Annotated in this window: 22 protein-coding genes, 2 pseudogenes and 2 riboswitches; of the genes and pseudogenes, 7 read left to right on the top strand and 17 right to left on the bottom strand. The window is 34.8% G+C overall.

Annotated elements, in window-relative coordinates; translation table 11 throughout:
• Positions 1 to 34: 34 nt before the first annotated feature.
• Positions 35 to 1,711: an oligo-1,6-glucosidase gene (gene malL / locus DN392_RS05880; RefSeq protein ID WP_000415185.1), complete on the bottom strand. Its 1,677-nt coding sequence runs from the start codon at positions 1,709 to 1,711 to the stop codon at positions 35 to 37.
• Between the two features lie 264 nt (positions 1,712 to 1,975).
• Between malL and DN392_RS05875 the strand changes: the two genes are divergently transcribed.
• Complete coding sequence (locus DN392_RS05875) at positions 1,976 to 3,076, top strand: ABC transporter ATP-binding protein (protein WP_000818929.1); 1,101 nt, start codon at positions 1,976 to 1,978, stop codon at positions 3,074 to 3,076.
• A 66-nt stretch (positions 3,077 to 3,142) separates the two neighbouring features.
• Here the strand turns inward: DN392_RS05875 and DN392_RS05870 are convergent, their stop codons facing one another.
• From DN392_RS05870 to DN392_RS05860, 3 genes are all read right to left on the bottom strand, one after another.
• On the bottom strand, positions 3,143 to 3,652 hold the full coding sequence (locus DN392_RS05870) for an SDR family NAD(P)-dependent oxidoreductase (RefSeq protein WP_000218424.1): 510 nt from the start codon (positions 3,650 to 3,652) through the stop codon (positions 3,143 to 3,145).
• Positions 3,653 to 3,716: 64 nt separating this feature from the next.
• Positions 3,717 to 3,815 (bottom strand): hypothetical protein, encoded by a 99-nt coding sequence (locus DN392_RS05865; RefSeq protein WP_000145654.1) that lies wholly within the window; start codon positions 3,813 to 3,815, stop codon positions 3,717 to 3,719.
• Positions 3,816 to 3,996: 181 nt separating this feature from the next.
• Positions 3,997 to 4,452 (bottom strand): RDD family protein, encoded by a 456-nt coding sequence (locus tag DN392_RS05860; protein WP_000769084.1) that lies wholly within the window; start codon positions 4,450 to 4,452, stop codon positions 3,997 to 3,999.
• A 131-nt stretch (positions 4,453 to 4,583) separates the two neighbouring features.
• Here DN392_RS05860 and DN392_RS05855 point away from each other — a divergent pair, with 131 nt between their 5' ends.
• Positions 4,584 to 5,030, top strand: a complete 447-nt coding sequence (locus DN392_RS05855) for a DUF3997 domain-containing protein (RefSeq protein WP_149237916.1) — start codon at positions 4,584 to 4,586, stop codon at positions 5,028 to 5,030.
• On the opposite strand, the gene DN392_RS05850 is transcribed toward DN392_RS05855, so the two are convergent.
• Both DN392_RS05850 and DN392_RS05845 read right to left on the bottom strand, forming a co-directional pair.
• Complete coding sequence (locus DN392_RS05850) at positions 5,008 to 5,772, bottom strand: CREC-EF hand family protein (RefSeq protein ID WP_000973879.1); 765 nt, start codon at positions 5,770 to 5,772, stop codon at positions 5,008 to 5,010. The two genes, DN392_RS05855 and DN392_RS05850, sit on opposite strands and share 23 nt — an antisense overlap.
• A 36-nt stretch (positions 5,773 to 5,808) precedes the next feature.
• Entirely contained in the window at positions 5,809 to 6,537 is a 729-nt protein-coding gene (locus DN392_RS05845) for a DUF4184 family protein (RefSeq protein ID WP_048565665.1), read from the bottom strand.
• 148 nt (positions 6,538 to 6,685) lie between these two features.
• Between DN392_RS05845 and DN392_RS05840 the strand changes: the two genes are divergently transcribed.
• On the top strand, positions 6,686 to 6,955 hold the full coding sequence (locus DN392_RS05840; protein ID WP_000059857.1) for a hypothetical protein: 270 nt from the start codon (positions 6,686 to 6,688) through the stop codon (positions 6,953 to 6,955).
• 10 nt (positions 6,956 to 6,965) lie between these two features.
• Positions 6,966 to 7,718, top strand: a complete 753-nt coding sequence (locus DN392_RS05835) for an AAA family ATPase (RefSeq protein ID WP_000567981.1) — start codon at positions 6,966 to 6,968, stop codon at positions 7,716 to 7,718.
• Between the two features lie 31 nt (positions 7,719 to 7,749).
• Here the strand turns inward: DN392_RS05835 and DN392_RS05830 are convergent, their stop codons facing one another.
• The 3 genes from DN392_RS05830 to DN392_RS05820 form a co-directional block, all read right to left on the bottom strand.
• A complete protein-coding gene (locus DN392_RS05830; protein WP_000552069.1) occupies positions 7,750 to 8,925 on the bottom strand; it encodes an acetyl-CoA C-acetyltransferase in 1,176 nt (391 codons plus the stop codon).
• Positions 8,926 to 9,064: 139 nt separating this feature from the next.
• Entirely contained in the window at positions 9,065 to 9,514 is a 450-nt protein-coding gene (locus tag DN392_RS05825; RefSeq protein WP_000540530.1) for an NUDIX hydrolase, read from the bottom strand.
• A 110-nt stretch (positions 9,515 to 9,624) separates the two neighbouring features.
• Positions 9,625 to 9,918, bottom strand: coding sequence for a DUF3928 family protein (locus DN392_RS05820; RefSeq protein WP_000288327.1), 294 nt, complete (start codon positions 9,916 to 9,918; stop codon positions 9,625 to 9,627).
• Positions 9,919 to 10,078: 160 nt separating this feature from the next.
• Between DN392_RS05820 and DN392_RS05815 the strand changes: the two genes are divergently transcribed.
• Positions 10,079 to 10,696 (top strand): hypothetical protein, encoded by a 618-nt coding sequence (locus tag DN392_RS05815; RefSeq protein WP_000371600.1) that lies wholly within the window; start codon positions 10,079 to 10,081, stop codon positions 10,694 to 10,696.
• A gap of 15 nt (positions 10,697 to 10,711) precedes the next feature.
• On the opposite strand, the pseudogene DN392_RS31060 reads toward DN392_RS05815, so the two are convergent.
• The 4 genes and pseudogenes from DN392_RS31060 to DN392_RS05795 form a co-directional block, all read right to left on the bottom strand.
• Positions 10,712 to 10,848, bottom strand: a pseudogene (locus DN392_RS31060) (DNA-binding protein); the annotation flags it as partial.
• A gap of 11 nt (positions 10,849 to 10,859) precedes the next feature.
• A complete protein-coding gene (locus DN392_RS05805) occupies positions 10,860 to 11,621 on the bottom strand; it encodes a DUF1129 domain-containing protein (RefSeq protein WP_064449207.1) in 762 nt (253 codons plus the stop codon).
• A 13-nt stretch (positions 11,622 to 11,634) separates the two neighbouring features.
• A pseudogene (locus tag DN392_RS05800) lies at positions 11,635 to 12,402 on the bottom strand (DUF1129 domain-containing protein).
• The gene (locus DN392_RS05795) at positions 12,402 to 12,734 is read right to left on the bottom strand and encodes a PadR family transcriptional regulator (protein ID WP_000107987.1); all 333 of its coding nucleotides are present in this window, start codon (positions 12,732 to 12,734) and stop codon (positions 12,402 to 12,404) included. The pseudogene DN392_RS05800 and the gene DN392_RS05795 overlap by 1 nt, the downstream one beginning before the upstream one ends.
• 195 nt (positions 12,735 to 12,929) lie before the next feature.
• Here DN392_RS05795 and DN392_RS05790 point away from each other — a divergent pair, with 195 nt between their 5' ends.
• Positions 12,930 to 13,706: a 3-hydroxybutyrate dehydrogenase gene (locus DN392_RS05790; RefSeq protein WP_000258442.1), complete on the top strand. Its 777-nt coding sequence runs from the start codon at positions 12,930 to 12,932 to the stop codon at positions 13,704 to 13,706.
• Between the two features lie 58 nt (positions 13,707 to 13,764).
• Here the strand turns inward: DN392_RS05790 and DN392_RS05785 are convergent, their stop codons facing one another.
• From DN392_RS05785 to DN392_RS05770, 4 genes are all read right to left on the bottom strand, one after another.
• Positions 13,765 to 13,902, bottom strand: coding sequence for a YvrJ family protein (locus DN392_RS05785; protein WP_000393342.1), 138 nt, complete (start codon positions 13,900 to 13,902; stop codon positions 13,765 to 13,767).
• Between the two features lie 164 nt (positions 13,903 to 14,066).
• Entirely contained in the window at positions 14,067 to 15,128 is a 1,062-nt protein-coding gene (gene mtnA, locus DN392_RS05780; RefSeq protein WP_064449208.1) for an S-methyl-5-thioribose-1-phosphate isomerase, read from the bottom strand.
• A complete protein-coding gene (gene mtnK, locus DN392_RS05775) occupies positions 15,125 to 16,306 on the bottom strand; it encodes an S-methyl-5-thioribose kinase (protein ID WP_048565667.1) in 1,182 nt (393 codons plus the stop codon). Before mtnK ends, mtnA begins: the two co-directional genes overlap by 4 nt.
• 90 nt (positions 16,307 to 16,396) lie before the next feature.
• A riboswitch (SAM riboswitch) is annotated at positions 16,397 to 16,539 on the bottom strand.
• Positions 16,540 to 16,610: 71 nt separating this feature from the next.
• The gene (locus DN392_RS05770; RefSeq protein ID WP_002107779.1) at positions 16,611 to 17,474 is read right to left on the bottom strand and encodes a carbon-nitrogen family hydrolase; all 864 of its coding nucleotides are present in this window, start codon (positions 17,472 to 17,474) and stop codon (positions 16,611 to 16,613) included.
• Between the two features lie 14 nt (positions 17,475 to 17,488).
• Here DN392_RS05770 and DN392_RS05765 point away from each other — a divergent pair, with 14 nt between their 5' ends.
• Complete coding sequence (locus tag DN392_RS05765; RefSeq protein ID WP_000765523.1) at positions 17,489 to 18,667, top strand: pyridoxal phosphate-dependent aminotransferase; 1,179 nt, start codon at positions 17,489 to 17,491, stop codon at positions 18,665 to 18,667.
• Between the two features lie 64 nt (positions 18,668 to 18,731).
• Positions 18,732 to 18,837, top strand: a riboswitch (SAM riboswitch).
• The last annotated feature ends 10 nt before the right edge of the window (positions 18,838 to 18,847 follow it).

The raw sequence follows: 18,847 nt of genomic DNA, 5'->3' as shown, positions 1-18,847 counted from the left end.
ATCCTTATGCCAAGGTGTGGCATAAGGATTTTTCTTATTTTAATTTAAATACCATCGCTTCATATGGACGTAATACAATGTTATCTATCGATCCACTCTCTACGTCGTAATTGTGTATTAATAACTCTGATTCACTATAACTAATGTCCTTAGGCAATTCAAATACACATTCTTCCGCCGTAAAGTTTGCAATAACAAGAAGTTTTTCTTCTTCATATGTTCTTACGTATGCAAAAATAGAAGGATTATTATCTAATATTAAATCATATGATCCGTACACAACTATTTCATTATTTTTGCGTAGGTCAATTAATTTTTTATAGTAATAAAAAATTGAATCTTTATTTTGGATCGCTTGTTTCACATTGATTTCTTTGTAATTAGGGTTTACCGTAATCCAAGGCTCACCTGTTGTGAATCCAGCATGATCTTTATCATCCCACTGCATCGGTGTTCTAGCATTATCTCGGCCTTTTATATAAATAGACTGCATTACTTTATCTATATCTTCACCGTGCTCTATCACTTTTTCCTTATACATATTTAACGTTTCAATATCTCGATATTCATCAATCGATTCAAATCGAACGTTCGTCATTCCGATTTCTTCTCCTTGATAAATATACGGTGTTCCTTTCATCATATGAAGCACCGTCGCTAACATTTTCGCAGATTCAATGCGATACATTCCATCATTACCAAAACGAGATACAACGCGTGGCTGATCATGGTTATTCCAATACAGACTATTCCACCCTGTATGCTCTAATGCTTTTTGCCACTTCGTTAAATTCTCTTTTAAAGTAAGAAGTGAGCATGGTTTTACATCCCATTTTCCGCCTTCTCCCGAATCTAAATCCATATGTTCAAATTGGAATACCATCTGCAGTTCTTTTCGTTCTTCCCCAGTATACATTTTCGCTTCTTCTGTCGTTACACCAGGCATTTCACCAACCGTCATAATATCATAATGAGACAATACTTCTTCATTCATTTCATGTAAATATTTATGAATGTTTGGACCGTTCATAAAATGCTTATGACCTGAAACATACCCCTCTTCTTCGGTTTCAACAGCTGGTAACCCCTCATCTTTAGAAATAAAATTAATAACATCCATACGGAAGCCATCAATTCCTTTTTCTAACCAAAACTTCATCATTTCATAAACATCTTGTCTTACCTTTTCATTATCCCAATTTAAATCCGGCTGTTTTTTAGAAAACAGATGTAAATAATATTCATCTGTCATTTCATCATACTTCCATGCAGATCCACTAAAAGCTGCTCCCCAGTTGTTCGGCTCTTTCCCTTCTTTTCCAGGACGCCATATATAGTAATCTCTATATTTATTATCTTTTGATTTACGTGATTCAATAAACCAATTATGTTCATCAGAAGTATGGTTAACAACTAAGTCCATCATAAGTTTCATATTACGTTCATGCATTTCATGTAATAGCTCATCCCAATCTTCCATTGTTCCGAACTCATTCATAATTTTACAATAATCACTTATATCATAACCATTATCATCATTTGGAGATTCATAGACCGGTGATAACCAAATGACATCAATCCCTAATTCTTTTAAGTAATCTAGCTTTGAAATAATCCCACGAAGATCCCCAATACCATCACCGTTACTATCCATAAAGCTACGAGGATAAATTTGATATACTACACTTTCTTTCCACCACTGTTTTTCCATTATGCTACCCCATTTCATTAATAATTCGATTTTCTCTTTTTTTAAGGCGCAAACGTTTTCATTAATGAATGATAACAGATTCTATCTTAATTTAAAATAGCGCTTACAACTTTTATTCTTATTTTTCTAAGAAAACATACGCAAATTACTAATATTCCTCTAATAAATGAAAACGTTTTATTTTTTTGTTTATTTTTTGAATCTATTAGTTTATAATGAACTCAAAGAAAACGTTTGCATAATTTTTTTCTAGGGGGCAATACCATGGCAGAATTGAAATTAGAAAACATTTATAAAATATATGATAATAATGTAACAGCTGTAACAGATTTTAATTTACACATTCAAGATAAAGAGTTTATCGTATTTGTCGGTCCTTCTGGATGCGGAAAATCTACAACATTACGAATGGTGGCTGGACTTGAAGATATTTCAAAAGGAGAGTTTTCAATTGATGGTAAGCTAATGAATGATGTCCCTCCAAAAGATCGCGATATCGCAATGGTCTTCCAAAACTATGCTTTATATCCACATATGAGTGTGTATGATAATATGGCATTTGGATTAAAACTTAGAAAAATACCAAAAGATGAAATCGATCGTCGTGTGAAAGATGCAGCAAAAATTTTAGGACTGGAACAATATTTAGATAGAAAACCGAAAGCGTTATCTGGTGGACAACGTCAACGTGTTGCGTTAGGGAGAGCAATTGTTCGAGACGCGAAAGTGTTCTTAATGGATGAACCTTTATCCAACTTAGACGCTAAATTACGTGTTGCAATGCGCTCAGAAATTTCTAAATTACATCACCGTCTTGGAACGACAACAATTTACGTAACACATGATCAAACAGAAGCAATGACAATGGCTTCACGTCTCGTTGTTATGAAAGACGGAAAGATTCAACAAATCGGAACTCCAAAAGAAGTATATGAAACACCTGAAAATATTTTCGTTGGTGGATTTATTGGCTCTCCAGCAATGAATTTCTTCCGTGGTAAATTGACTGAAACCGATTTCGTTATAGATAATTCATTAAAAGTCAAAGTAACTGAAGGAAAAATGAAGATGTTACGTGAACAAGGCTATGTAAATAAGGAAATTGTTTTAGGTATTCGTCCTGAAGACATTCATGATGAACTATTATTTTTAGAAGCTTCACAATCTACTGCCTTCACAACAAAAATCGAAGTTGCTGAGTTACTAGGTGCTGAATCTATTTTATATATGAAACTTGGAGATCAAGATTTTGCAGCACGTGTTGATGCAAGACATACATTTTCACCTGGAGATCAAATTAAACTAGCATTTGATATGAATAAAGCACATTTCTTTGATAGTCAAACTGAACAACGTATTCGTTAAAAAATAATTTTCCTCTGTATAACATACAAAAAAACCGTCCACATACTTTGAGGGCGGTTTTCATTATTATACGAGGGCTTCTACTGTATGAAATGATTGTCCTTTCGTGCCAATAATACCGAAAATCGGTAAGTCACTCAGTACCACTTCTTCTTGCTGTTTCATAAAAGATGACGTTAATTGTTTTATCTCTATCCAAACGTCATTAATACAAAGTACATTGGAATCGTTCTCTTGTTGGCGAGAAAAAATAGAATCTATTTTATATAAACCAGCATTTTGAAAAAGCATATCAATGCGACTAAATGCATTCAAAGTAATACTGATAACGCGTTGCCAATCTCCTTGCTTTCCCATATCATAGGATACAAAAAGTGCTTCTCCGCCTAGATTCGTAATTTCCTCCACTGTTGCTTGTCCACTTTCTTGATCAATGTCCGTCACAATTACTTTTGCGCCTTGTTTAGCCAACAAAAGAGCTGTATTACGTCCAATACCGATGCCACCGCCAGTTACGATAGCAACTTTTCCTGCAAGCTTCATTTTCATTACCCCTTCTATAAGTCTTACCGTCATTCAGTATACTCCTTTATGAGATTAGTCTGCAAGCAAGAAAAGTTGCTTATTAATTTGTAAGCGATTACTTTTTTGCTCCTTCTTTTTTCTTACTATTACGCTGATCGAAAACTAAACCGATGAAAATTAAAATCCCCCAAAAGATTACGCTACCCCCAGTCATTTCAATTTCCCCCTTATTATATAAAGATATTATTTTAATCATTATAACATTTTCTTAATTTTCAATCTATTAAAATCAAAAATGATATGGATTAACTTTTTCTTATTATATATCCTTTAAAATATATTTATATAATTAAAAAAGACCTTCTTATTTTATGTATAAAAAGGTCTCTGTTTTATTATACAAGACTTATCACTTTTGTTTTTGTAATTAAATCTTGAAAACCACAATTATCTTTGCGGAATAACATCATATATACGTTACATAATATCGGAATTCCAAGTAGCAATATGTTCGGTAATAACAATACAAAAAACCTTATAATTAATGTTTGTAATGTTAACTTTTCACTCTTCAATGAAATTAATTTTATTCTCGTTACCTTTTTACCAACTGTAACACCGTTCCAAATAAAGGGTACCAAAATAAAATATATCGCCATTAATATAAAAACTACTGCGAGATCATATCTATAATCACCAAAACTAATATTAAAGCGATTAAAAATAGCACTATAATTTCCGGTCGTAATAGCTACTACTGCACCATACATAACCGAGATTAAAAACATGTCAATTAGGGAAGCACCTATGCGATTCATTACAAGCGCTGGACGATGCATCTTTAACTTCATTTTATGTCGACTCCTTCATATCCTTCTTTACCCGTCTCATCGTACCACTTCTAAAAAACATTGTAAACTAGCGTTTCTCTTACTTTTCTTGTACAATGTGTTACAACAGCATTGTAAAGGAGGTTCCCATATTGAAAAAATGGATAATCCTATTCGTCGCATTCCTATTAGCCGGTTGTGCTGGAAATACAAATCATATAACTTATACGATTAACGATGAATACGAACTCATACGTACTTCTGGAAATGCATTTGAACTTTTCCCATCGCAAGATGCTGTATATGCCACACAATACATTCCTGCAAAAATTACAGACATAGCTTGGGATGATAAATACATTATTGCAAAACAAATTGAGGAAAAGTCAGATCCGAATAACCCTGACGGAGCAATTGCAAATAAAAAAAGTGAGCATTATTGGATTATTGACGTAAAGCATAATAAACGTTTTGGCCCTTATAATGAAAAGCAATTTAATGAACAAAAAGATGCATTTAAAATTAAGGTACCTTTTCAAAATGTAGATTCATACTTTTCTGTTTTTAAAAATCCCTCTACTCAGAAAGTGAGATATTAAAAGTTTCTGCCTCTTTTACAACATCTTGCGTTTCTGTATCTGCTGCGACTACATTATCTGTTGTAAACTTAATATCCTTTACCTTTTCTTTTCCATCATCAAGTATTAAGCCGATAATACCATCTCTTGTTTCACCAGGCTTATAGTCTTCCCTTGATACATTTTTTGTACCAACGAGCGTATCTTCATCATATAAAAAGTTTTGAGTTGCTACTTTAAAATGTTGCTTATCATTAATCGTAACATCATTCATAGAGAAAAATTGCATATTTTTATTCCCGCTATTTTCCACCTTATATGTAATTTCAACGTAACGAATCGTATCACTAATCTCTGTACCACTTATCGATGCATATAACTCCGCATCTTCTTGACTTACTTTATCTCCTAATCTACGCTTTACTTCTTCAGGAGTTAATGCCGTAAATACTTTTAATGCATTTTTTGCATCTTTACTCATCTGCGATAAAGAGATTACTTTTACATCTTGTATGTGAAATTTCATTGGTGCTACTTCAAATGTTTGATTTACAGATTGAATCTGTTCTAACTTAAAAGTACCCCACCCTGTTTCTTTCACTTTTTGTCCTACTTTTTTCAGCTCACGCCCACCATATTCTTTTGTTTCAGGAATAGATTCTTTCTTCTTCGGTTCAACTTTCTTTTCTTCTTGATGGAAGCAACCACTTAACATAAGAAGAAAACTACATAAAACAAAAATATTTTTCCATGCTTTCATCATATAATTTCTCCTAACACTATCATTCATTAATCTAAATTAGTCCTTTGCTTTGTAGACTATAGAAACAATGAGAAGTCCACAAAACGAACTTGTCAGTCCAGATACTATTATACCCCCTATTTGAAAAATATGAAAATAGGGATCTACGAATGCGTAAACGATAAATACTAGAGCTGCGAAAATGATTGCCGAAACCCAATACTTCCTTTTTTCTGAAGCTATCATAATATCTTTCCCTGTTTCATCTTTATACTTCCATAGTACGTATAATAGTAATAAGAAACCAACACATGTACTCCCGTGTTGCATATATTTATACACCGGGATACTATGTAATCCTCTTTGTAACAATGGTATCTTCGTAACAAAATAGCCTGTATTATGAGTAAATGCATCCCAAACGACATGCGTGAGCATACCAAATAAAGCAGAATAGCAAAATACAAAGAAATCCTTCCATGTATGAAGCCCCCACCTCTCATCTACTGCATATGCAAAATAGCCAGCAAACGGTTTAGGTAAATGTGTTATAAACGGCTTTTTTAAAATGTAATGATACATATATGCGAACAGAAATACAAGTGGTAAATTCAAATATAAGAATCCAAGCCATGTATGCCCAATAACACCATACGGTCTAAAGTGTAAAAAATATTCAAAATCAGGCGCCATACTGCCTAATATAAGAGCCGTTACTGAAATATATTGAGAACGCTTTTTCACAAAAGGAAGAATTGCTGCTGGATGCGCAAATGTAAACGGCATGTTTTAACTCCTTTTCATATCTTCAATAGAATACCATCTATCATAACGAGAGAATTGATCTTGATGCAATATTTATTTTCACATTGGAATATGATAGTTTACATGTTATAATCCACATAAAATATTCAGAAAATAAGGAGAGGTTCACGTGTCATTAACACTTGCCTTTTTTCTCATTCTGCTTATCTTCTTTGTACTTACATACATCGGCTTTTTTCTGTGGAAGCACTTAAAAATTATAAAATATATGCCTGCTCTCGTTGGTTTTATAAGCGTTCTTTTTATTTTCATATGGAAGAGAATGACTTTAGGCTGGGAAGGTCTTGGCTTTGGCGCACTTCAATATACAATACTATTTGCAAGCTGTCTTACCCTTGTATTTGCTGCTTTTTTAGAATCAAAATCCGTTATGAATTGAGGTTTATATATTGATTGACGTACCCTTTTTAAAAAATGTCACATTAAAAAAAGAAAATATCCCTAGTTTTTCCGCATATCCTTACTGTCTACCCGCTATCCGAACTTTACAATCACTTGCCTTCCATCCAAATGTAACATTCATTATTGGAGAAAACGGAACGGGAAAATCAACATTACTCGAAGCAATTGCAATCGCTTTAGGATTTAATGCAGAAGGTGGAACGAAGAATTTCCGCTTTAGCACAAACGATTCACATTCATCTTTATATGAATACCTTCGAATTTCTAAAAGTTTCAATACACCAAACGACGGTTTCTTTCTTCGTGCTGAATCATTTTATAACGTTGCTTCTTATATTGATGAGATGGATGCTGATCTAGAAGCACGCGGGAATCCAGTTATTGACTCATATGGTGGTATCTCACTACACAAACAATCACACGGCGAATCATTCTTTTCCTTATTTATGAACCGTTTTTCAGGACAAGGTTTATACATTTTAGATGAGCCTGAGGCCGCTCTATCACCAATGAGGCAACTTTCCATGCTTATTCGAATGCACGAACTAGCGGAACAAGGTTCACAATTTGTTATCGCGACGCACTCTCCTATTTTAATGGCTTATCCTGAATCCACTATATATTCTTTAACACAAGAAGGGATTCATGAATCCACATTAGAAGAAACAGAGCATTACCAAACGACAAAACTTTTCTTTGAAAATCGTGATCGATTATTTCATCATTTATTTGATTCTTAATAAAAAAGAAGCAGCGATTGCTGCTTCTTTTTTATAGTGCTTCTATAAATAATGCTACCCCAATACCGCCACCGACGCATAGAGAGGCAATTCCTTTTTCTAAACCGCGTCTCTTCAATTCATGAATTAAACTTACAGTAATACGAGCTCCTGTACAACCGATTGGATGTCCAAGTCCTACACCGCTACCGTTTACATTCACTTTTTCACGGTCTAAACCTAATTCTTTCTCTACAGCTAGGTATTGAGCCGCGAAAGCTTCATTAATTTCCAGTAAATCAGCATCTTCTAATGACCAATCTACTTTTTCTAACCCTTTACGAATTGCTGGTGCTGGTCCAATACCCATAATTTTCGGATCTACTCCAGCTACTGAATATCCAACAATTCTAGCTAACGGTTGTAAGCCTTTTTCTTTCGCTTTTTCTTCGCTCATTAATACTAGAACCGCACTTCCATCATTAAGGCCAGATGCATTCCCTGCCGTTACAGATCCATCTTTACGGAAAGCTGGTTTTAATCCTGCTAATTTTTCCGCTGTAATATCTGCACGTGGATGTTCATCCTTCGAAAATACTATTTCTTTTCTACGTTCTTTTATCGTAATAGGAACAATTTGCTCGTCAAAATATCCAGACTCGATTGCTTGCAGTGCCAATGTATGACTACGAAGCGCAACTTCATCTTGTTCCTCTCTTGTAATTTCATATTGGTCAACTAAATTTTCAGCCGTTTCACCCATCATAATATGGTGAATCGGATCTTCTAGTACTTCCCACACCGTATCACGAATTTCTCCGTGCTGTAGACGTTGTCCCCAGCGGTGCTGTTTTAATGCATAAGGGCTTGAGCTCATTGCTTCTACTCCACCTGCAATTACAACATCACTTACACCTAATTGAATTTGCATTGCAGCTGACATAATTGCTTGCATACCTGAAGAACATTGACGTTGGATTGTATAACCCGTAACTGTGTCAGGAAATCCTGCCGCTAATGCAGCTGTTCTTGCAGTATTTGCTTCATCAGTTCTTTGAATACAATGACCTAAAATTACTTCATCAACTTCGTGTGGTTCTACCCCGCCTCGTTTTACAGCTTCCTGAAGTACAGGAACCGCTAATTCTACTGGCGTTACATTTTTTAGCGCTCCTCCAAAAGTTCCAATTGGCGAACGAACTGCAGCTGTAATAACAACATTATGCATTTTGCACTTGCCCCTCTCTTATGTACCCTAGTCAGTTTTTAGGTGAAATTCCATAAGATGTATGTCTACATCTATCATACTATAAACATACTAAAAAATCAAAATATTTAATATAATAAAAATAGAAGGAATTAACCTTCTATTCTGTTAATGCATATAGAAATTTTTGTAAAATTTTCTCTGTCGTTTCATTCAATTTTGGTAACTTATCTACCGGAAAATATTGAAGCTTCAATCCCTCATGATCAAGCCTTAATTCTCCACTCACATGATGCCCCTGATACAGATGAATAACATTAAAAATTTCATCCCCATTAGGATAACGGAAATATACTTCCTTTCCTGATAAGACACCTAGAAATTGCATGATTTTTGCAGTTAATCCCGTCTCCTCGAATAATTCTCGGCGAGCAGTTTCTTCCGTCGTTTCTCCTAGTTCCATCGCGCCGCCAGGTACACCCCAATCATATGTATCTGACCGATATTGAAGCAATACTTCTTGATTATCATTTAGTATAATTATTGCTGATCCAACAAGAATAAGTGGTCTTGTCCCAACGACTTTGCGTAACTCTTCAATATACCCCAATATGTAAACTCTCCTTTCCTCACCCTTCCTTATCATAACAAAATTTTTCTCCTTTTGTTGATGTAATTTCAAAGAAAAAAAAGGAAGCTTTCGCTTCCTTTTTTCCAATTTTATTTCTTAAAACTTTCATATTTTACAGCTTCAAAAGCTTCTTCAATTTCATCATTACGATAATGAACGTATGTAAAACGCCCTAATTCTACTAATCTTGCTATTTCTTGTAACGCTTTATGTTGCTCATATGTTTCCTCCAGCTTAATATGTACATAAAACTTCATTAATGGATGTTCATATAAAGGTTCTCCCACCTCTACATATACATCTTCAACCCCTTGTACAACTCTTACATAACTCGCAAATTGATAAAGTGCTTCTCTGTCTGAAACGATTTTTAATGTATACATATATTCTCCCCCTTTTCTTTACTATATCAAAAAGATGACCACACCATGTTATAGAACTATGAAATTTTTTCGACTTGTAATAAACAAGGCTTTTATCCATACATAGGGTCTTTTCCCAACATATATTATAGAAAGAATTTTTTCAGTTGAGGTGTTCCTTATGGATCCATACGTCAATATATGTATTTGCATTACTCCAGGCGCCGATATTTCTGATGACCGTATCGCAAAAGATTTAGCAGTTGCAGAATCAATTTGGCACCCCATTACATTTCAAATTAAAGACGTAATTATTTTAAATGAACTTTTTCGTTTTTCTGATCGTGAAATTAGTTATAAAAATTCTATTCAAAGTCAGGAAAAATTAGCATCCTTTTTCCAAACATGTGTAAATGAAGCTCCTGAATGTGACCTTTACATTTGTTATATTGGCAGTGATTATTTCAAAGAAACAGCCGTAATTGCCTGCGCGTACTCTTTAGCCAAACAACAGCAACTTACTGGTTATATCGTTTTAACAAATTCGGCTGCTCCCATGAAAAATATATATACGCTCGCTCACGAAGTCGGTCATATTTTATTTACAAGACGTGTTCACGGAAAACTTACTCACGCAGATCCTCATTCCCTAACTGGCTCGGAGCACCATCCTTCTCCAACAAATCTTATGTACCCTATCGTACCTCGTCCTGAAAACGTCCATATTCATTCCTTATTAACGAACGAACAAAAAGAGCTCTCTTTACAAAGTTCTTTATTACAAAGAAAAAAACAGTAACTGTCATGTTACTGTTTAAAACAATTTATTCCAATTAATAAACGATATACCGGCTGCAAAGGATACACTATACACCTAAAACGAATCCCTCTAAAAATCAAAATATAGTATTTCTTTGGAAATAATTTTTTGTATATCCAGAGCAGCCGCTTTTTTTGAAATACTAGTTTACACTTTTTCTCTCTTCAATTTTTAAAGACCATCTCATTAACCCATATATACTTCCATACATAAGTAATATCTTTGCAATTCCCCAAAATACATTTTTTTCTTCTAATCCTTTAAATATAAACATAATCCCTAAAGGAACAATTAGCACCAAAACACCCATCCAACCAAGGACATACACTTCTCCAACGAAAAGTAATAAAAAGATACTTGCTGCTAATATATATGTTTGCATTGTCGATAATTGCAAAATAGGTGTACCGTACCATTTATTAACAAACATCAATAATACTAATAATAAAATGGGAACCATTACTATTATGTAAATAATCCCGAACTCTACAAATTTATTTTTAAAAGAAGACATTCTAAACGCAACAATGGTTCCAATAATCGTAATGATTAAGACGATAGGATAGCCAATTAACTGTATATTCGTTAGTGTAAATTGCTGATTCGGATTATTAAATAAAATATGAGTTAATATCCAATACCCGCCAATACCAATTATCATCGCAAGAATACTCTTTATACTCCCACCTTTATCCTTCTCCATCTCTTTCGCCAATTCTTCCGCATACTCTTTTGGTGAATCACCGAATATATCCGTTACCGTCTTTCCCTCTTTCTCGCCTTCTATTAAATGAAGTTCTGCATCTTCTAGAAAAGCGTCCACATCTTCTTCTTTCATTCCTTTTGTTATTAAATACACTTTCGTATCGATTAAAAACTTTTCTCCTTCTTTAGAAATCTGCATGATAACCCCTCCCTTATTTAACCGTTTCTCTTCTATTCGTCTTCATCATAATTTCAAGGAAAATTAAAATAAACAAACTTCCGTATAAACATATAATTTGAAATAACATTGGCACGAGATCTTCTGATGTAAATGTTTTAAACAGTAACATAATCGAAAGTGGAATAATTAAATATAAGTTTTTAAACCATCCTTCAAAATACATATTTATCCCTATTGTGATAATAAAAATACCTCCAGCTAATATATAACTTTGCATTTCGGTGAATGTGAGCATTTTTGTAGGATATATCACATCTAATATCGTAACAACTCCTATTAAAAACATTGGTGCGATCATAACTAAAAACCACATAGAAAACCACGTTTTTGTAAAACTTGTTACGAAGGTCATTTTACGAAGCAGAAAATTAGGACCTATAGCAACTAAAATCAATGACAAACTATACCCAACGCACTGAATAAATGAGATCTGTAATAATCCGTTATTCACTATTAGGATAGAAGCAATAATCCAAAACGATACGATATTCATTACTGTAAAACCAATTTGTCTCCACGTTTCCTGTCTATCCTTTTCCATTACTTTTACAAGTTCATTTGCATATTCTTTCGGTGAGCTTCCGAAAATATCTTCTACACTTTTCCCATCACTCTCACCCTCAATTAAATGGAGTTCCGCATCTTCTATAAAATTTTCAATATCGCTTTCTTTCACACTCTTTGCCGCTAAAAATAATCTCATTTCTAATAAAAAATTTCATGCTTCACTTGATAACATTATTTTTTTCTCCCCTTCCCCTCAAGTAGACGCTCTACACTACTTTGCATCGCTTCCCAGCGATCCATAAATTCATTAAGTGCTTCCTCGCCTTTTTCTGTTAATGTATAATATTTTCGCTTTGGGCCAGATGGAGATTCCTTCATTACACTTGTTATTAATCCTTCCTTTTGCATTCGTATTAATAACGGATAAATACTTCCCTCACTCGCCATTGTAAAGCCATACTTCGCTAGCTTTTCACTCATTTCATAACCGTATATTTCACCTTCAGAAATAATAGCAAGTAAGCATCCTTCTAAAATCCCTTTCAGCATTTGACTTGTCGACATAACTCAAATCCTCCCACTATCTTGTTTTACAAGATAGATAAGCGTAAGTATCTTGCTTTACAAAATAGTATAGCAGGAACTATTTTGCAAAACAAGATAGCTAACAATATTTTTCCAAATCTTTGCAGGATTTTTATTATCAACTCTCTAAATAGAGCAATATGAGAACTTTATTACGAAGGGATGTTTTTCACCATGGTTACAAATCGAGTTGTCTTTTTAACAGGTGCTGCAAGCGGTATTGGTTATGAAATGGGAAACGCTTTTGCAAAAGAAGGTGCAAAAGTTGTGATTACCGATCGTCTTGAAGAACGTGCAAAAGAAGCTGCTGAACAATTACAAAAAGAAGGCTATCAAGCTATCGGTTTAAAATGTGATGTTACATCTGAAGAAGAAATTACCGCTGCAATTTCTCAAACAGTTAATCATTTCGGTTCATTACATATATTAATTAACAACGCAGGAATGCAGCACGTTTCACCAATTGAAGATTTTCCAACCGAAAAGTTCGAACTACTTATTAAAATTATGCAAATCGCTCCTTTTATCGCAATTAAGCATGCCTTCCCGATCATGAAAAAACAAAAGTATGGCCGAATTATTAATGTCGCTTCCATTAATGGCCTCGTTGGATTTGCTGGGAAATCTGCCTATAATAGCGCCAAACATGGCGTAATTGGATTAACAAAAGTTGCCGCTTTAGAAGGCGCTACTCACGGAATTACCGTTAATGCACTTTGTCCTGGTTATGTCGATACCCCTCTTGTACGTAATCAACTACAAGATTTAGCTACTACACGAAATGTTCCACTTGAAAATGTTTTAGAGGATGTCATTTATCCACTTGTACCACAAAAGCGCCTATTACAAGTACAAGAAATCTCTGATTATGCTATGTTTTTAGCGAGTGAAAAAGCAAGAGGTATAACTGGTCAAGCAGTTGTTATCGATGGTGGCTATACTGCTCAATAAAAATAAAGTTTGCTCACGAAGAGCAAACTTTATTTTACTTTCTATCGCGAGGACCTTCCTACTTTAGTAATTGTTTAGGAAGTTTCTCGATTGCAACAATTACCCCATCTAATTTACTTTCAATACGATGGAGTAAATATAATGTTACAACAATCGGAAACCCTACATTACCTATCATCCTGATCCACTCTTCCATCTTTTCCGCCTCCTTCCATTATATAAATAAGAGAAAAGAAAACATTTAGGCATAACCAATCGGGCTTTTACGGGCAGTTGACCCCCACCTAACTTCTTTGCTTCCGCTGAATTTTGAGGTGGGGGTCTTACTGCCCGTTAATGCGGGATAAAAAAAACAAGCTATTATGTATTAGCTTGTCTTTCAAATAACGATGCAATTTCCCGTTTATAATCTCTGTGTATGATGCCTTTTTCAGTAATAATACCTGTAATTAATTCATTCGGTGTTACGTCAAATGCAGGATTATAAACATCAGTACCAATTGGCGCCACTTGTTTTCCAAAAATTTTCGTAACTTCGGTTTCATCTCTTTCTTCAATAACAATTTCTGTACCTGTTTGTTTCGTAATATCAAACGTAGATAACGGAGCTGCAACGTAAAATGGAATATCGAAATACTTTGCTAATATAGCTAAATTCATTGTTCCGATTTTATTTGCTGTATCTCCATTTGCGACAATCCGGTCCGCTCCTACAATAATCGCGTTTATTTCTTTCGTTTGAATAGCATGCGCTGCCGTATTATCTGTAATAAGTGTTACATCAATATTTGCCTGTTTTAATTCCCAGGTCGTTAAACGCCCTCCTTGTAAAACCGGTCTCGTTTCACACGCATACGCATGTAAACGTACACCTTTTTCTTTCCCAATATAAAACGGTGCTAATGCAGTACCATATCTAGCAGTTGCAATACTTCCAGCGTTACAAATTGTTAAAATGTTATCACTGTCTTTAAAGCATGTTAATGCATGTTCTCCAATACTCCGGCATACCGCTTCATCTTCTTGCTGAATGAGAAGCGCTTCTTCTTCTAATTTTTTTTGTGCTTCTTTTATTGTAGTAATTTCTCGAATGGATTCTCTCATACGATCGATTGCCCAAAATAAATTGACTGCTGTCGGGCGTGACGTTCCTAAATAATTACAATCTCTATTAAACTTCTTTTGAAATTCTTCCTTATGTACAGTATTATATTTTTTTGATGCAAGCGCCAAGCCAAATGCAGCTACAATTCCAATTGCAGGTGCTCCTCGTACTTCTAGCATGACAATACTTTTCCATACCTCTTCAATCGTCGTTAATGTTTTGTATTCTGTACTATGCGGCAACTTTGTTTGATTTAATACTGCAATGGCATCACCTTTCCAACTGACAGATCTCGGAACAGTAACAATTGTACTCATGCTTTTATCCCTCCAAAAACTGTCTGTTGAAATAATGTTCGGAACAGTTGAATATCAGCACTCTTAGATTCATATTTTATTAGTTCTTTACCTAAGGATAACGCTTGTTTCTTAGCTTGAATTCTCGTTTCTTTATTTGCTATTCCATCTAAATCAGCTACATGCGCTAAGCCAATTGTTCTACGGATAAGCTCACATCCGGCAAATCCAACGGCATCCGTAAAAATATTTTGCAAAATAATTGGCAACCATTGTTTCTCTTTCGTATATGCTTCTACACCTTCTCCAATCCATAACTTCGTAAAAGCTTCTACAAAATAACTCCATGTTTTCTCAATATGGAAAAATAGCACACTTCTTTTTTCCTCTTCACGGGATAGTGCATTTAATAATAAATTTGCAATAAATTGGCCAAGATCAAATCCAAATGGACCATATGTTGCAAATTCGGGATCGATTACTTTCGTTTCAGCAGGTGATGAAAAAATACTACCAGTATGTAAATCACCATGAATAAGCGCTTCTTTTCTTGTTAAGAACTTATATTTATACTGTGCTACTTTTAATTTTAAATTTTTGTCACTCCACAGTTCATCCACCGCTAGTTGTAACTCTGGTTCATAATCATTCGTATCATAATGACTAAACGGATCTGTAAACACTAAATCTTCTGTAATTTTGCAAAGGTCTGGGTTTACAAATGCACCTTCTAGTACCCTTTTCTCTTCTGACTCTAACCCGAAATCTGAAGTATAAAACAAAACATGTGCTAGAAAACGACCAATATGTTGGGATAAAAGCGGGTACTCCTCTCCATCTATTAATCCTTTTCTTGTAATTGTTAGCCTTGATAAGTCTTCTATGACCGTTACTGCTAACTCTTCATCATGACTGTACACTACCGGCACATATTCCGGCACATACTTCGCAAAAATTTGTAATGCTTTACTTTCAATCGTCGCTCTTTTTATAGACAGTGGCCAGCTCTCACCAACTACTTTCGCATATGGCAGTGCTTGTTTGATTATAATAGACTTCTCTCCATCATCTAATTTGAACACGTAATTTAAATTTCCATCTCCAATTTCATGACAAACTACATTTGCTTTCTTTTCAAAATAACCATGTTCTTTCGCATATTGTATAGCTGTCGTTTCAGTTAATGAATAATATCCCATCGTCTTCTCCCCCTTTTTTAATTCAGAGGTTTTTCTGACGTAGAAAAACCTCTTTCCACAAAGAAAGAGGTTTGAAGTTTATCTTCTCCCCTCTTATCTGCCAGAAAGGTTTACTTTCTGCTGGAATTAGCACCGTGCCTTTTGGCGTAAATAAACGCCCCATTTCACAATGGTATTACGGTCGGTTGCTGGGCTTCATCGGGCCAAATCCCTCCACCTGCTCTTGATAAGAGTTGTATAATTTTTCGAATTTTTAACTTTATGTTGAAGACTATACCAAGAATAAAAATCACTTGTCAACATTTTATTTGTATAATTCTGGACGACGATCTGCAAAAACTGGAATTCCTTTGCGTACTTCTTTAATTTTCTCAAAATGAAGCTCTCCAAATAAAATTGATTCTTCTTCATTCGCTTCTACAACAACTTCGCCCCAAGGATCGACAATTAAAGAATGACCGGCAAACTCATTATTCGGATCCTTTCCTGCCCTATTACATGCAACAACATAACACTGATTTTCAACTGCTCTTGCTTGCAGTAACAAACGCCAATGCGCTAAACGAACCAATGGCCATTCTGCTACAACAAATAAAACTTTTGCACCTTTAGCAGTATGAACGCGCATCCACTCTGGAAAACGAATATCATAACAAATTGTGCCGGCGCACTCTACATCATCTAGCCTAAATTCACCTGTACTATTTCCAGCAATTAAATATTTATGTTCATCCATAAGCTGAAATAAGTGCACTTTACTATATTCATTGACTAGTTCTCCTTCCTTGTTTACCACATACATTGTATTTGTAACACCTTGCTCTGTTTGCTTCGCTATAGAACCACCGACAATATGTACACCATATTGCTTCGACCATTCTTTCAGCTTTTCTTTCGTTTGCAATCCATCCCTATCTGCAATTTCAGTAAGCCTCGTTAAATCATATCCCGTTGTCCATAGTTCTGGTAAGACAATCACATCTGGTCTTTCCTTCATCGCTTCGCTTATTTTATTTTTAGCATTCTCAATATTTTTTTCTACATCTCCAAAGACAATATCCATTTGAATACATGCGACTTTCATTTTGTCAGCCCCATTCTTAATTTTTTCTTTACAAAATACTGGAAAGATTATATCATTTGTCACTAGAATTGTAACAACTTTCAAAAGAGGTGGAAAGTATGAAATTATTTCAACCTTCTGAGATAGTAACATCATTGCCTACACAATTTTTTGCTTCACTTGTTGCAAAAGTTAACAAAGTCGTTGCAGCTGGTCACGATGTTATTAATCTAGGTCAAGGTAATCCAGATCAACCAACACCGCAGCATATCGTAAAAGCCTTACAAGATGCTGCTGAAAAGACCATTCATCATAAATATCCGCCATTTCGCGGACACGAAAGTTTAAAAGAAGCCGTGGCAACATTCTATCAACGCGAATATGATGTAGTAGTAAATCCAAAAACAGAAGTTGCTATTTTGTTTGGTGGAAAAGCTGGATTAGTAGAATTACCACTTTGTTTTACAAACCCTGGTGATACTATTCTCGTTCCAGATCCAGGCTATCCAGATTATTTATCAGGAGTTGCTTTAGCAAAAGCACAATTTGTAACAATGCCGCTTATTGCAGAAAATAATTTTTTACCAGATTATACAAAAATTGATGCCACTACCGCTAAGCGTGCAAAGTTAATGTTTTTAAACTATCCAAATAATCCTACTGGTGCTACTGCATCAAAAGATTTCTTTGATGAAACCATTCATTTTGCTAATAAACATAATATATTAGTCGTTCATGATTTTGCTTACGGTGCTATTGGATTCGATGGTCAAAAACCTGTTAGTTTCTTGCAAGCAGACGGTGCTAAAAATACAGGTATTGAAATTTACACTCTATCGAAAACTTTCAATATGGCTGGATGGCGCATCGCTTTTGCTGTGGGGAATGAAAGTGTGATTGAGACAATTAACTTATTACAAGATCATATGTATGTTAGTATTTTTGGTGCAGTTCAAGATGCTGCCCGCGAAGCACTATTAAGTTCACAGTCTTGCGTAATAGACCTTGTAAATAGTTACGAATCTCGAAGAAACGCTCTTGTTTCAGCTTGTCACTCAATTGGTTGGAATGTAGATATTCCAACAGGCTCATTCTTTGCATGGCTTCCTGTTCCGAAAGGATATACATCTGAGCAATTTTCTGATATTTTACTAGAAAAAGCACACGTTGCAGTTGCTCCTGGTGTTGGATTTGGTGAACATGGCGAAGGATATGTCCGTGTTGGTCTCTTGCATACAGAAGATAGATTACGAGAAGCCATTAATCGAATTGATAAATTAAATTTTTTCAAAAAGTAATTGACAACATGAAAAATATCTGACAAAATTCAGTTATCTTAAAAATTTAAACATTTCTAAATACTTCTTATCAAGAGCAGGTGGAGGGACGAGCCCGACGAAACCCGGCAACCGATCTACAATTGTAGACACGGTGCTAATTCTCGCAGCATTATGCTGACAGATAAGGAGCTGGTTGTA

Origin of the sequence: Bacillus sp. BB51/4 (genome assembly GCF_008368845.1) — a bacterium.
Classification (GTDB): Bacteria; Bacillota; Bacilli; order Bacillales; family Bacillaceae_G; genus Bacillus_A; species Bacillus_A wiedmannii.
This window is presented reverse-complemented; position numbering and strand designations above follow the sequence as displayed.

Bases quoted from the DNA above. Each gene is read 5' to 3' on its own strand.
- DN392_RS05870 (WP_000218424.1), bottom strand. From the start codon at position 3,652: ATGACGGTAAGACTTATAGAAGGGGTAATGAAAATGAAGCTTGCAGGA.
- DN392_RS05820 (WP_000288327.1), bottom strand. From the start codon at position 9,918: ATGTATACATTAAAAATCGTTTCAGACAGAGAAGCACTTTATCAATTT.
- DN392_RS05875 (WP_000818929.1), top strand. From the start codon at position 1,976: ATGGCAGAATTGAAATTAGAAAACATTTATAAAATATATGATAATAAT.
- DN392_RS05765 (WP_000765523.1), top strand. From the start codon at position 17,489: ATGAAATTATTTCAACCTTCTGAGATAGTAACATCATTGCCTACACAA.
- DN392_RS05830 (WP_000552069.1), bottom strand. From the start codon at position 8,925: ATGCATAATGTTGTTATTACAGCTGCAGTTCGTTCGCCAATTGGAACT.
- DN392_RS05790 (WP_000258442.1), top strand. From the start codon at position 12,930: ATGGTTACAAATCGAGTTGTCTTTTTAACAGGTGCTGCAAGCGGTATT.
- DN392_RS05785 (WP_000393342.1), bottom strand. From the start codon at position 13,902: ATGGAAGAGTGGATCAGGATGATAGGTAATGTAGGGTTTCCGATTGTT.
- DN392_RS05815 (WP_000371600.1), top strand. From the start codon at position 10,079: ATGGATCCATACGTCAATATATGTATTTGCATTACTCCAGGCGCCGAT.
- DN392_RS05795 (WP_000107987.1), bottom strand. From the start codon at position 12,734: ATGTCGACAAGTCAAATGCTGAAAGGGATTTTAGAAGGATGCTTACTT.
- mtnA (WP_064449208.1), bottom strand. From the start codon at position 15,128: ATGAGTACAATTGTTACTGTTCCGAGATCTGTCAGTTGGAAAGGTGAT.
- DN392_RS05805 (WP_064449207.1), bottom strand. From the start codon at position 11,621: ATGCAGATTTCTAAAGAAGGAGAAAAGTTTTTAATCGATACGAAAGTG.
- mtnK (WP_048565667.1), bottom strand. From the start codon at position 16,306: ATGGGATATTATTCATTAACTGAAACGACAGCTATACAATATGCGAAA.
- DN392_RS05860 (WP_000769084.1), bottom strand. From the start codon at position 4,452: ATGAAGTTAAAGATGCATCGTCCAGCGCTTGTAATGAATCGCATAGGT.
- malL (WP_000415185.1), bottom strand. From the start codon at position 1,711: ATGGAAAAACAGTGGTGGAAAGAAAGTGTAGTATATCAAATTTATCCT.
- DN392_RS05845 (WP_048565665.1), bottom strand. From the start codon at position 6,537: ATGCCGTTTACATTTGCGCATCCAGCAGCAATTCTTCCTTTTGTGAAA.
- DN392_RS05850 (WP_000973879.1), bottom strand. From the start codon at position 5,772: ATGATGAAAGCATGGAAAAATATTTTTGTTTTATGTAGTTTTCTTCTT.
- DN392_RS05865 (WP_000145654.1), bottom strand. From the start codon at position 3,815: ATGACTGGGGGTAGCGTAATCTTTTGGGGGATTTTAATTTTCATCGGT.